Genomic DNA, 13251 nt, shown 5'->3' with positions numbered 1-13251 from the left:
ATGACGACGACCGTGCAGGAGCAGGAGGGGCACGGGGGCGACCTCGTGCTGGGTGCGCTCGGTTCGCTGGGCACGCGGACGGACTGCGCCGGGTTCAACCGGCTGGATCTGGCGGGGCCGCAGACGCTGTGGCTGATCGCGTCCGGCGCGGTGGACCTGTTCGCCGTCGACGCCGAGGAGCGGGGCCACTGGCACCACCTGGGCCGGCTGGAGGCGGGCTCGCTGCTGCTCGGCCCCGGCGCGGGACCGCGGCACACCCTGGTGGCCCGGCCGCTGCGGGACTGCGTGGTGCACCGTATCGGCCTGCGCGAGCTGTACCAGGCGGCGGACACCCAGACCTGGTCGTACGACGAGTACGGCAATCCGCAGTACGTCCCGCCGACCACGAGCCCGCTGGAGTACGCCCTCGCCCTCGGTGTGGGCCGCAGTCTGTCGGTGCTGTTCCAGGCGCCGATGGCCACCGAGCGGGCCGCCGCGCCCAGCGACGACGACGTGTTCTGGATGCAGGTGCCGCCGGGCAGCGTGCAGTACGGCTCGCTGTACGGCGCCGAGGCCTCGGCGGACCTGCTGATGGACCCGGCGCTGTGGCAGAGCCTGGTCGACCAGCAGTACCGGCTGATGACCACGCTGGACCGCTGGATCGAGCAGCTGGAGCATACCCACGAGACACGCACCGCCGAGGGCATCAAGGCCGGTGAGGCGGTTCGCGCCCAGGCCGACCGGACGCTGCTCGCCGCCATCGGCAAGCGGTCGGCACAGGGGACGACCGCGGCCGACGCGGACGCCACGTACGCGGCCTGCGAGCTGGTCGCGCGGGCGGCCGGGATCTCGCTCGCCGAGCCGGCCCGGTCGGGCACCGGCGGCGATCGTCTCGATCCGGTCGAGCAGATCGCCGTCGCGTCCCGTCTGCGCACCCGTGCCGTACGGCTGGACGGCCGCTGGTGGCGGGACGACGTCGGTCCGCTGGTGGGTCACCGGGCGTTGTCCGGCGCGCCGGTGGCGCTGCTGTGGCGACGCGGCGGATATGTCGCGGTGCATCCCGCGACGGGGCGTGAGACACCGGTGGAGAAGGCGAACGCCGCGGAGTTCGAGCCGCAGGCGGTGATGTTCTACCGCCCGCTGCCCGAGCGGCGGCTCAGCCCGCTCAGGTTGGTGCGGTTCTGCATGTCGGGCACCCGCGGCGATCTGACGTGGCTGCTGCTCAGCGGTCTGGTCACGGTGGCGATCGGGGCACTGGTGCCGATCGCCACGGGCAAGGTGCTCGGCGAGTTCGTGCCGAAGGCGCAGACCGGGCTGATCGCGCAGGTGTGTCTCGCGGTGATCATCGGCAGTGTGGTGGCCGCCGCCTTCATGCTGCTGCAGAACCTCACCCTGCTGCGGCTGGAGGGCCGGGTGGAGGCCACGCTCCAGCCGGCCGTGTGGGACAGGCTGCTGCGGCTGCCGACGTCGTTCTTCACCGAGCGCTCGACCGGTGAGCTGGCGAGCGCGGCCATGGGCATCAGCGCGATCCGCCGGCTGCTGGCCGGGGTCGGGCCGACGGTGGCCCAGTCGGTCACCGTCGGCGCGATGAACCTGGGGCTGCTGCTGTGGTTCAGCGTGCCGATGGCGTTGGCCGCGATCGGGATGCTCGTCGTCATCGCCGCGGTGTTCACGGGGCTCGGACTGTGGCAGGTGCGGTGGCAGCGGCGTCTGGTGGTGCTCACCAACAAGCTGAACAACCAGGCCTTCCAGACACTGCGCGGCCTGCCGAAGCTGCGGGTGGCGGCGGCGGAGAACTACGCGTACGGGGCGTGGGCGTCCGAGTTCGCCCGCAGCCGTGAGCTCCAGCAGAAGGCCGGCCGGATCAAGAACCTGACGGCGGTGCTGGGCGCGGTCTACCTGCCGCTGTGCACGCTGGCGATGTTCATGCTGCTGGCGGGCCCGGCGCACGGCTCGATGACGGCGGCCGAGTTCCTCACCTTCAACACGGCGGTGACGATGGTGCTGACCTCGGTCACCCAGCTGACCGGCGCGTTCGTCTCCGGGGTGGCCGCGCTGCCGCTGTTCGAGCAGATCCGGCCGGTGCTGGACGCGACGCCCGAGGTGCGGGCGGCGAGCACCCGGCCGGGCCCGCTGAGCGGGGCGCTCGAGGCACGGCGGGTCTCCTTCCGCTACTCGGACGACGGTCCGCTGGTCCTCGACGATGTCTCCTTCGAGGTGCGGCCGGGAGAGTTCGTGGCAATCGTCGGCCCCAGCGGCTGCGGCAAGTCCACACTGCTGCGGCTGCTCATCGGCTTCGACCGGCCGCTGTCGGGAAGTGTGCTGTACGACGGTCAGGACCTGGCCGCGCTCGACCGGTCGGCGGTGCGCCGGCAGTGCGGTGTGGTGCTCCAGCACGCCCAGCCGTTCACCGGTTCCATCCTGGACGTCATCTGCGGCACCGAGCCGTACACGCCCGAGGAGGCGATGGCGGCGGCCGAGATGGCGGGGCTCGCCGAGGACATCCGGCGGATGCCGATGGGGCTGCACACCATCGTCTCGGGCAGCGGCGCGGTCTCCGGTGGCCAGCGGCAGCGGCTGATGATCGCCCAGGCGCTGATCCGCCGGCCGCGCATCCTCTTCTTCGACGAGGCGACCAGCGCCCTGGACAACGAGACGCAGCGCACGGTGATCGAGAGCACCAAGGCGCTGCGGGCCACCCGGGTCGTCATCGCGCACCGGCTGTCGACCGTGCTGGACGCGGACCGGGTGGTGGTGATGGAGCACGGCAAGGTGGTCCAGCAGGGCCCGCCGGCCCATTTGCTCGCCGATCCGGCCGGGCGGCTGCACGAACTGGTGCGGCGGCAGATGGCGTGACGCCGGCCCGCTGATCGGCGAGCAAGTGGGCCGGCGGGCGGCGGCGGGCATGAAGCCCGACATGCTTCTGAAGCCGGCTTCCCGGCTTCCCGGCAAGGAGAGGACGTGTCCGAAAACGCCGGAGGCCGGCGGGCGGCCCCACTCCGCCCGCCGGCCCCCTTGTGCGAGACCGCACGTTCCGCGAGGAGGTCGGTACTCCCCAGTACTCCGACCGCCGCGCGGTCACGGGAACCGTGCGGTCCCGGTCTCAGAACGTGAGGACGCCCGAACCGTGGGCGTTCATCACGCATTCGTTGGGGAAGGTGCGCTCGTAGGACACGCGCTGCCCCTGCCACACGCCGTCGACGGTGACCACGACCGGGTCGTACTGCTTGGTGCAGAACGCTCCCTCCGCGGCGGTCAGCGCGCGCAGGTCCCCGCCCACCTCGGCCAGTTCCCCGCACGCCGCGGCCGCGGCCGGGTGGGTGCCCGAGGCCTCGGGGGCACAGGTCAGGGTGACGGCGCGTTCCGGCGTGACGGCCGCCGCGCTCTCGCCGCGCCCCATGGTGAGCACGAGGGCCGACGGGGCGTAGAGCGCGGACCGGGCACCGCTCGGGGCGGCCGACGCGCCGTGGGACAGAGGTGCGCAGACGGCCGCGGCCGTCAGGGCGAGGGTGGCGACCCAGCGCGCGGTGTTCCGCATTGTGTGCATCCTTCCGCTCGTTTCGACGAGGTGCCGGACCGTGCTCGGTGGTGCCGGACCGGCGAGCGGGAGTCTGCCGAGTCCGCCGCGGAAACACACGTCGACCCTGCCGGTTTCGGTAACCTTGCGTATTGAATCAGTGGCGTGAAGTCACGGAAAGTGGAACCGCGAGCCCTGTAATCACAGGGGTGCCGCGTGTGCGAAGTGGCCAGATGGCCGAATTTCCATCGCTCAGCAATAGGCCTGAAACATGCCGATCCCGCCGTCGGCCGACCATTCCTCGACAGCTTGTGTTCGTGATTCATCCGCCGTCTGATCGCCGAACCGGACCTCGACCTCCCCTGCCGGGGTGGTGGAGTGGAGTGTGCCGGGGCGGTGGACTGTCACGGCACACGGTTCACGGTTCGCGGTTCACGTCAGGAGCTCTCGGCCGACTCCACCGGTTCGGTCACCCAGCGCTGGTCCTCGGCCCGGTCCCGCACCCTGACGACGATGTCGGCGTTCGCGTCAGGGCCGGCCGGGGCGAGCGCCAGCTGTTCGTCCCAGCGGGGCAGCAACTCGCCCTGCACGGTGAGGTCGTAGCGCACGTCGTCGCCCCGGCCGTCGCTCTCCTCGGCGCAGGTGGCGAGGACGACGACGCCGGCGTCCTTGTGCGAGTCCAGGCACAGACCGGGGTCGGCCACGCTGCGCAGCAGTCCGTCGTCCTCGTAGGTCCACTGCTGGCTCCACCGCGAGGAGCACGGCGCCAGCCGGGTGCCGACGCCGTTTCGGGGCTCGCCACGGGTGTCGAGGCACAGACCGGAGGCGGCGTTGCGCAGGAGGGTCTGCTCCGGCCCCGTGGGCAGGCCGGCCACGCCCGGCGGGGACTCGGTCGGTACGACTCCTCCGCCGCCGGCCGCGCTGGTGGCGCCCGTCGGATCGGTGCCGCCGCCGGGCGGGGGAGGCCCCGCGATGAGCACACTCACCAGCACGCCGGCCGAGACGGCTCCGAGGCCGGTGAGCAGGGTGCGGGTGGAGCGCACCGCGTCCGGGAGGCCCAGGCCGGTGAGGCGGGCGGGTGCGGGAATCCGGGACAGGAGGCGGTGCCGGCTGCCGCCGGGCCCTCCACCGCCGCCCCGGTGTCCGCGGCGGGCGGCGCGGTCGCCGCGTGGGCCCGGTGTCGCCCGGCCGGGGCGGGATTCGAGGTAGCGGCGGGCGCCCCAGCCGAGGACCGCCTCGGCGAGGAGTGCGCCGAGACCGCCCTCGAAATGGCTCAGTTGCTCGGCCGCGTTCCGGCAGTAGCGGCAGTCCGTCAGGTGCTGCTGCACATCGGGGAGCAGCGTCCCGCCCCGGCGGAGGGGCACGTCGAGGAGTCGGTTGTAGAACCGGCAGTCCTTCGTGGGCGCGAGTTCCTGATGGGCGCGGACGCAGCCCTGACGGAATGTGTCACGCGCCTGTTCGAGCGCGCCCGACGCGATGTCGGGATCGATGCCGAGCAGACCGGCCGGGACCGATATGGGTTCCGCCTCGACCTCCACGTGCCAGAGCACGCAGCGCGCGAGGGCGGGCAGGGAGCGGAAGGAACGCTCGGCGAGCGTGCGGTTGTCCGGCGTCATCGTCTTCGCCGCGCGCATGCCGCGTCCGCCCGCGGGTTTCTGCAGGTCGGGCAGAGCGTCCGCCGTGCGGTCGTCGGCGGCCCATTCCCGGACCGTGTCCCGCACGGCCACCAGCAGCACCGGGCGCAGCGCGACGGCCGGTTCGCCGAGGGCGATCCGGTCCAGGACCCGGTGCTGTGCCGCCGCGGTGACCATGGCGGCCGTCGGCCCCGACGAGGCGAGGCAGACGGTCGCGTAGTCGTGCATGGACGTCCAGTGACGCGCCGTCAGCAATGCCACGGACCGGGCGGCCTCGCTCTCCGGGCGGCCTCGCAGCCGCGTGGCGAGGGCCTCGTCGGACTCCCCCGGATCCCCGCCGGGAGGGGGATACGGTGGCCGACGGGGGTGAGGGGTGGGCACTGAGGTGGTTCCTTCCCACGCGCAGGTGACACAGAAGTTCTGACGCCCAAAAGGGAAGTCCACGAGTGGTCCGTACCTCTTGGCGGCTTTGCGCGGGAGGACGCGAATTCACCGACGGTGAAAACGGATCCGGTTCGTCAACGCGCGTGCGACCCCGGATTTTACCCCCCTCGCGGGTGGCTCACTCTCGCACACCCGCACATGGCCAACAAGGCACTTGGGCAACCTCCGCCCGTTGACAGGAAGTCGACACGAAAAGCCCGGCCGGCGCCCCTCCCACCGGCTTTCCACCTGCACGTTTTCCCCGGCGTTTCCCTCGGCGTTTCCCCCGGCGGTTTCCCCGCTCCGCATTCCGCGCGGCGGTGTCAGATCTGCCAGGACCGCAGTCGGTCCGCCGCCGCGTAGACGTCCGCCGTACCGGACATCAGATCGCGGGCCAGGTCGACGATCGCACCGTAGGGCGGGTCGATGCCGGCTCCGCTGACGAACATGTACGCCACGGCCGTCGCGCAGGCGAAGCGGGCGTTGGCCGACGGCAGCGGCCGGAGCAGGGCGAGGGTGTGCAGCAGGGCGGCGGCCCGCCAGGCCGGGTCCGAGTTCACGCCGAGCCGGGGCGGGTCGACGCGGTGCCGGGCGACGGCCGCGACCAGCGCCGAGAAGTCGTTGATGGTGGGCTGGTCCGGGAGGACCTCCTCGTGCCGCTGGAGCAGCCAGGGCACGTCTATGTGCAGGACGGGTCCCATCGGTCAGGCGGCCCGCCCCTCGCCCTTGGCGCGTGGTTCGTCGTCCGGGAAGGCGGCGGCGAATTCGTCGGCGTGGGAGGTGAAGAACCGACGGAACGCCTCCGCGCCCTCCTGCAGCGCCCGGTGGCGCGCTATGTCGGCCGCGGCAGCCTCGCGCACGAGCGCCTTCATCGATGTACCGCGCTCCTTGGCGATCTGCCGCAGGTCCTCGAGTTCGCGGTCACTGAACTCCACATTGAGAGCAGGCATGCCCTCACGGTACCGCTCAGGTACTCAATCGTAAATACCAGCAGCTCAGAGCGGTTATGAACCGGTACCGTCCGGACAGGCGGGAGCGGGCCGGAGGCGCCGGTACGCAAAACGGGACGGCACCTTGGGCGCCGGTGCGGACACCGCGAGGAGCCGGCCCCCGGCGACCGCTTCGGGTGCCGCACCCGCCACTCCCGCCCCGGTCTCACGGTCCCGGGCCGACCGGGGTACCGGGCCACGTCCGGCTCTGACGCACTAGGCTGGAACTCTGGCGATCCACCAGTTCACGGTGAGTGTGCGCGATGGAGTGGCGACGATGAGGCCGGACGACCCGTTCGACGATCCGGTGACGGCCCGCGCCGTCATCGCCTCCGACGGCACCCTCGTACGGTGGAACGAAGGTGCCCGGCTGCTGCTGGGCCACAGCGCCGAGGAGGTGGTCGGCCGCCCCGCGGCCGACCTGCTCGCCGCCGGCGCGGCCCCGCCCCCACCGCCGTCGGGCACACTCTGGAGCGGCACGCTCGCACTTCGGCACCAAGACGGTGGCACCGTCACCGTGTGGGTGCTCGCCCACCGCGTCCGGCGGGAGGCCGGCGGCACCGGCGACTGGCTGGCCGTCACACCGCTGGGGTCCGGGGAAACCGATCCGGCCGAGGACCCGCTGCTCCGTGCGGCCATGTTCCAGTCCCCGTGCGCCACCGCGGTCTTCGACCGGGACCTGCGCCTGCGCGGTGTCAACGACGCGATGGCGGCCCTCCTCGGGCTGCCGGCCCGCCAGCTGCGCGGGCTCAGGCCCACCGAGCTGGGCGGCGAGCCCCGGCACTTCGAGCTGGAGCGGCACATGAGCCAGGTGCTGCAAAGCGGCCGGGGACACGACATGCAGACCCGCGTACGTGCCGCCGGGGTGGGTCGTGCACGGGCCTGGCTGGCCCGGATCGCGCCCCTCACCGATGAGGGCGGCCGGGTGGCCGGCGTATGCGTGACGGCCCACGACCTCACCGAGCAGTACAGCGCGCGGGCACGGCTGCAGCTCGTCAACGAGGCCAGCATTCGCATCGGCACCACCCTCGACGTCACCCGGACGGCGCAGGAACTGACGGAGGTCTGTGTGCCCGCGCTCGCCGATTTCGTCAGCGTCGACCTGCTCGAGCAGAACGACCTGGGTGCCGAAGTCACCGATCCGCCGACCCTGCCGGTCGCTCTGCGCCGGGTGGCCCACCGGTCCCACGACCCGGTCGGTTTCGAGTCGATCGCCGACACGGACGAGGTGATCGTCTACCCGGCCGCCGCCCCCCAGGCCGATTCGCTGATCGCCGGTCACAGCGTCGTCGCCTCGGTGCCCTCGGGCGATCTCAACCCGTGGCTCGCGGCCGACGAGACCCACGCCCGGCAGGTCCGGGAGCTCGGCGTCCACTCGATGCTGTCCGTCCCCCTCCAGGCCCGCGGTACCACGCTCGGCGTCGCGGTGTTCACCCGGTTCCGGCACCCCGAGTCCTTCACCCACGACGACGTGCTGCTGGCCGAGGAGGTCACGGCACGGGCCGCCGTCTGCATCGACAACGCCCGCCGCTACTCCCGTGAACGCGAGACCACCCGCACGCTCCGGCGCAGCCTGCTCCCCCGCGGCCTGCCCCGGACGGCCGCGGTGGACTCCGCCTCCCGGTATCTGCCGGCCGCGCGCTCCGGCGTGGGCGGCGACTGGTTCGACGTGATCCCGCTGTCCGGGATGCGGGTGGCCATCGTGGTGGGGGACGTCGCCGGCCACGGCATCCAGGCCTCCGCGACGATGAGCCGGCTGCGTACGGCCGTCCGTACCCTCGCCGACATCGATCTGGCCCCCGACGAACTCCTCACCCACGTCGACGACCTGGTCCTGCACCTCGCCCACGAGTCGGCCGGCGACGCTGTCGGCGACCGTGACGAGGCCGCCGACAGCGGTCGCGGCGAGGTCGGCGCGACCTGCCTGTACGCGGTGTACGACCCGGTGTCCCGGCGCTGCACCCTGGCACGGGCGGGGCATCCGCCGCCCGTGCTGGTTCCGCCGGACGGGCCGGCCCGCCTGCTCGACCTGCCGTCCGGACCGCCACTGGGCCTGGGCGGTCTGCCCTTCGAGTCCGTGGAGCTGGAGTTGTCCGAGGGCTCCGTGCTGGCGTTCTACACCGACGGGCTGACCGAAGGCCCGGCGGGCGACACGGAAACCGCTCGGCCGACGCTCACCGACGCCCTGTCCGACGCGGCCTCGGGATCGCTCGACGGGGCCTGCGACCGTGTCCTGAACACCCTGCTCGGTCCGGGCAGCAGGACGGAGGACGCGGCCCTGCTGCTGACCCGGACCCGCGGGCTGCCGTCCTCCCGGGTCGCCACCTGGGACATCCCGGCCGACCCCGCGCTGGTCGCGCCGATCCGCAAACAGGTCCTGGACCAGCTGGGCGTCTGGTCCCTGACCGAGGCGTCGTTCACCGCCGAGCTGGTGGTGAGCGAGCTGGTCACCAACGCGATCCGTTACGGCGCCCCGCCCATCCGGCTCCGGCTCATCTGCGACGCGGCGACGTTGATCTGCGAGGTGTCCGACACCAGCCACACCGCCCCGCACCTGCGGCGCGCCAAGACCTGGGACGAGGGTGGACGGGGGCTGCTCCTGGTCGCCCAGCTCACCCAGCGGTGGGGCAGCAGGCACACCGCCGAGGGCAAGACCATCTGGGCCGAACTGGGACTGCTGGAACAGGAGGAGCTGTGAGCGCTTTTCGAACCATCAGGGGCGGGACCCTCGTGCGTCGGGCGGCTGTCCTCGCGAGTGCGCTGGCGGTACTCGGCGCGGTGGCGTCCTGCGGCACCGAAACCGGCACCGGCACCGCGGCCTCCGGCGTCACCACGGCCTCGGACGCCGGTGCCGCCTCCGCCGTCACCGCCTCCGCGAGGACGGCCGACCGCGCCACGGCCCGCTGCCACACCTCCGAGTTGCGCGCCCGGGTCGGTGGCGTGGATCCGGGCGCGGGTCAGCGCAACTTCCCCGTCGTACTGACCAACGTCTCCTCCCGCTCCTGCACCCTGTACGGCTATCCCGGCGCCGCCTTCGTGGACGCGTCCGGCAGGCAGCTCGGCCCCGACCCGAAGCGCTCCCCCGGTGACGCCGCGCGCGTCGCACTGGAGCCCGGCGAGAGCGCGTGGGCGGGGCTGCGGTTCTCCGCGCCCGGCATCAGCGGGGCCCGCACGGCCACCCCTGCGGCGCTGCTGGTGACCCCGCCGGACGAGCGGGACTCCCTGAAGGTGCCCTGGACGGCCGGTGCCGTGCCCGTCGCCGGTGACTTCTCCGCGGTGTTCGTCACGGTACTGAGCGAGGGCACCGGCCCCTGACGCGGGTGCGTGCGTCCGCCCGCGGCGGACGCCTCACCGTCGCGGTCCGTCGGCGCCCCGGTCGACGACCTTCTTCCGCGGGTCGGGCGCCGAGGCGTGGATCGCCCAGCGCTGGGCGTCCGAGTCGTCGCGGGTCTTGAGGACGAGGGCGCCCGAGCCGTCGGTCGCCGCGGGTGCCAGCCCCAGGTCCTGGCCCGAGCGGGGCACCAGGCTGCCTTGAACGGTGAAGTCGTAGCGCGCGCTGTCGGCGTTCGCCCGTGCCGAGCCCGTGCACCGGGCCAGCCGCACCGAGTAACCGAGACGGGAATCGAGGCACAGGTCCGGTTCCGCGGCGTTGCGCAGCAGCCCGTCCGTCTCGTACGTCCACTGCTGGACCTCGCCCGCCGAGCAGGCGGTGAGCTCGGTCTCGGCTCCCGCCACGGCACGGTCGCCGACCACGCCGACGCACAGGCCGGAGGCGGTGTTGTGCAGCCGGCCGCGCAGGGCACCCTTCACCACCTCGCCGGAGCCGGACCGCGAGGGGTCGGCGGGCGACGGGGTGCCCTCCTCGGCACCGGGGGTTTCGGAGGGACGGTCGTCGCCCCGCGCGGAGGCGTCGGAGCCGCCCGAGGTCCACAGCACCAGCGGAAGGACGATCAGCCCGCTGACCGTGAGGATGCCCGCGGCGAGGTTGCGCCGGCGAGCGGCCCGGCGGGCGGCCTTCCGGGCGACGCGGGAACCGGCGCGGAGCACGGCACCGCGAGAACCGGTGCGAGGTGCCGCACGTCGCCCGGGGCGGGGAGCGGGACGAGGGGCCGGGTGCGCGGCGGTGTTCGGGACCGGGGGCACGGCGGGGGCGGTGCGGGGTTCCTCGGTGGGGAGGGGCGGGATCGGCGCCGGGCCGGTGAACGACTCGTCCGTCGTGCCCGAGGGCCCGTCTGCGGGACCGGGGAAGGCCGTGCCGACGACGCCCTCGGGCGACGGCCGCTCCTCGGCCGCCGTGCCACCGCCCGTGGACCCGTCCGTCGGCTCGTCGGTCGCGTAGGCCGCCCGGGACCTGCTCTCCACGTACTCCCGTGCGCTCCAGCCGAGGACCGCCTCCGCCAGGGCCGTGCCGAGTCCGGTGGTGAAGCAGGCGAGTTGGTCCGCGGCGTGCCGGCAGTGGACGCAGCTGTCCAGGTGTGTGCGCAGATCCGGGTCGAGTTCGGTGCCCACTCGCCGGTAGGTCACCTCGAGCAGGCGGAGATAGCGACGGCACTCCTGGTCGGGGGCCAGTTCGCCGTGGAGTTGGAGGACTTCGTCGCGCAACCGGTCCTGGGCGCGGCGCAGTTCGATGCGGGCACCCTCCTCGTCCAGCGCGAGCAACCCGGCAGGGACGTGGAGCGGTTCGGACTCGACCTCCACGTGCCACAGCAGACAGCGTGCCGACTGCGGCAGTCGCTGGAACGCCCCTGACAGCAAACGCCGTTCGGGCAGCGGCAGCAGCCGGGTGGCCGGCCGTCGCTCGTCACCGGACTCGGCGGTGAGGTCGGGACGGAGCATCTCGCACCGGTGGTCGCCGATCCACTCGGCGGCGATCCTGCGGACCGTGACGAGGAGTTGGGGTCGCCACGCGGAACCCGGCCCGTTGTGCTTCAGGGTCTCGCCGAAGAGCCGGGTGAACGCGGCGGTGGTGAGCATCCCGGCGGACCGCGGGCCGTCGGTGCACAGTCGGGCGTAGCCGAAGACCGACTCCCAGTGCCGGTCGAGCAGTTCACCGGCGGGGTGCAGCGCCGGTGTGGCACCCGTCCACTTCCTCAGCTCGGCGGCCAGCTGCTCGTCCGTCACCTCGGACGAATGGGCCGGAACCCGGGAATACGACAGACCGGTGTCCTTCACGGATGCAGTCCTCTCGAGGATGCGCGGAATAAAGTCCGTACCAGCGGGCCCGCAGCCTCACCGACGATACGACGGGAGCCCGTCCGTACGGGATTCGACATCTCGAACACCCGCCCGGAACAGCTCTTCTGGAGCCGATCGGCCTGCGGGGAGCGGCCACGCGCACACCAGGACAAAAGACATTGTCCGCACGCCGGTACGACCCACTTTTGCACAGGTCAACGAGCAGGAACAAGGGACTCCGCGGTTTCGCGCATTTCTCCCACGAATAAAAGCTTTTTGACAAAGTGTCAATGAGATTCGAGGTACTTGATTTCACGCGCCCGATCATCCGGTTCGATGCCCGGTGTCCCGAAAGGGGCACCGCCGCCGCGGCCCGCGCCTGGACCGCGGCGGCGCGGACGAGGACGGTGGGGGAAGGGTTCCCCGGGCTGTTCGATCACCCGAAACCCTGGCCACTCGTCCGGTCCGCCGGCACCGCACGGCCCTCGGGCCGCTCCCCACCCGGAGCTCCGGGATCTTCTTCGCTCCGCCGTGCATGACGCCCCGGTCGACGGGCACCCGCAGGTCGGGCCCCGCCGCGTTCCCCCGTCGCGGCGGGGCTCTCCACCCTGCCTCTCGCGCCTCTCGCGTTTTCGAGGCACCCGGTCGGGTGCGGTGGGGCCGTGCCCACGGCTCAAAACGGGGAACGTGGTCACAGGGACTCTTGAACGCTGGAACCGACCTGGGAGATCCACGTGGCGAAGAAGACCAAGAAGAAGAAGCTGCCCCTGGCGTACAAGCCCATCGGGTTCGCGCTGGGCTGGACGAGCGGCACCCTGGCGGGGATCGCCTTCCAGAAGACATGGAAGGTGATCCGGCACGAGGACAACGCGCCCGACGCGCTGGACCGGGACCGCCGCTGGGGCGAGATCCTGCTGGCCGCCGCGATCCAGGGCGCCATCTTCGCGGCGGTGCGCAGTGCCGTGGACCGCGCGGGCGCCAAGGCCATCGAGCGCTCGACGGGCTACTGGCCGGTCCCGGACAAGGGCGGACGTGACTGACTGAGGTCGCACCCCGCCTCTGCTCCCCGGTGCCCGGCCCCGGGCGCGCCGGGCACCGGGGCCGGGTGGGAGGCGTCCGTCAGCCCTGTTTCGGCCCCACCGGTACCCCGCGGCGCAGGGTGAAGGAGTGCCCGGCCGGGTCGGCACAGCCGCGTTCCTCCCGGGGCCCGGTGACGTCCTTCGTCTCCACCGCACGGCCGCCGAGGCCCACGATCAGGCGTTCCGCGGCATCCAGGTCCTCGACCACGAACTCCAGGTGCGCCTGGAGCGAGTTCTCGGGGCGTGGCCAGCTTGGGGCGGTGGTGTTGACGTCGCGGCGCAGCGCCAACCGGAAGCCGTCGGCGGCCCGGAGCTCCACCCGGTTGGCGTTGGCGTCGGCCACCTCGGCCTCCAGCAGTTCCCGGTAGAACTCGGCGAGTTTCTCGGGCTCGGCGCAGTCGAGCACCACCACTCCGGCATGTACCAGTGCCATGTCTTCCTCCGCGGGGTCCGGA

10 protein-coding genes are annotated in these 13251 nt (G+C 72.7%); 4 read left to right on the top strand and 6 right to left on the bottom strand.

The window, feature by feature from the left end:
• A complete protein-coding gene (locus JL475_RS08765; protein ID WP_202276874.1) occupies positions 1–2835 on the top strand; it encodes an NHLP bacteriocin export ABC transporter permease/ATPase subunit in 2835 nt (944 codons plus the stop codon).
• A 247-nt stretch (positions 2836–3082) separates the two neighbouring features.
• On the opposite strand, the gene JL475_RS08760 is transcribed toward JL475_RS08765, so the two are convergent.
• The 4 genes from JL475_RS08760 to JL475_RS08745 form a co-directional block, all read right to left on the bottom strand.
• A complete protein-coding gene (locus JL475_RS08760; protein ID WP_202276873.1) occupies positions 3083–3517 on the bottom strand; it encodes a subtilase-type protease inhibitor in 435 nt (144 codons plus the stop codon).
• 416 nt (positions 3518–3933) lie between these two features.
• On the bottom strand, positions 3934–5511 hold the full coding sequence (locus tag JL475_RS08755; RefSeq protein WP_202276872.1) for an RICIN domain-containing protein: 1578 nt from the start codon (positions 5509–5511) through the stop codon (positions 3934–3936).
• A gap of 365 nt (positions 5512–5876) precedes the next feature.
• A complete protein-coding gene (locus JL475_RS08750) occupies positions 5877–6254 on the bottom strand; it encodes a toxin Doc (protein WP_109378657.1) in 378 nt (125 codons plus the stop codon).
• Positions 6255–6257: 3 nt separating this feature from the next.
• On the bottom strand, positions 6258–6503 hold the full coding sequence (locus tag JL475_RS08745; protein ID WP_202276871.1) for a hypothetical protein: 246 nt from the start codon (positions 6501–6503) through the stop codon (positions 6258–6260).
• Positions 6504–6819: 316 nt separating this feature from the next.
• Here JL475_RS08745 and JL475_RS08740 point away from each other — a divergent pair, with 316 nt between their 5' ends.
• Together JL475_RS08740 and JL475_RS08735 are read left to right on the top strand one after the other, a co-directional pair.
• On the top strand, positions 6820–9240 hold the full coding sequence (locus tag JL475_RS08740; protein ID WP_202276870.1) for a SpoIIE family protein phosphatase: 2421 nt from the start codon (positions 6820–6822) through the stop codon (positions 9238–9240).
• Positions 9237–9857, top strand: a complete 621-nt coding sequence (locus JL475_RS08735) for a DUF4232 domain-containing protein (protein WP_307825000.1) — start codon at positions 9237–9239, stop codon at positions 9855–9857. The genes JL475_RS08740 and JL475_RS08735 overlap by 4 nt, the downstream gene beginning before the upstream one ends.
• 33 nt (positions 9858–9890) lie before the next feature.
• Here the strand turns inward: JL475_RS08735 and JL475_RS08730 are convergent, their stop codons facing one another.
• Positions 9891–11714, bottom strand: coding sequence for an RICIN domain-containing protein (locus tag JL475_RS08730; RefSeq protein WP_202276869.1), 1824 nt, complete (start codon positions 11712–11714; stop codon positions 9891–9893).
• Positions 11715–12451: 737 nt separating this feature from the next.
• On the opposite strand from JL475_RS08730, the gene JL475_RS08725 reads away from it, so the two are divergent.
• Positions 12452–12757, top strand: a complete 306-nt coding sequence (locus tag JL475_RS08725) for a DUF4235 domain-containing protein (RefSeq protein WP_202276868.1) — start codon at positions 12452–12454, stop codon at positions 12755–12757.
• Positions 12758–12836: 79 nt separating this feature from the next.
• Here JL475_RS08725 and JL475_RS08720 read toward each other — a convergent pair whose 3' ends face one another.
• Entirely contained in the window at positions 12837–13229 is a 393-nt protein-coding gene (locus tag JL475_RS08720) for a VOC family protein (RefSeq protein WP_202276867.1), read from the bottom strand.
• Between the last annotated feature and the right edge of the window lie 22 nt (positions 13230–13251).

The organism is Streptomyces sp. M2CJ-2 (genome assembly GCF_016757295.1).
Classification (GTDB): Bacteria; Actinomycetota; Actinomycetes; order Streptomycetales; family Streptomycetaceae; genus Streptomyces.
The sequence above is the reverse complement of the archived record's forward strand: the minus strand, read 5'-3'. Positions and strand labels throughout refer to the sequence as shown.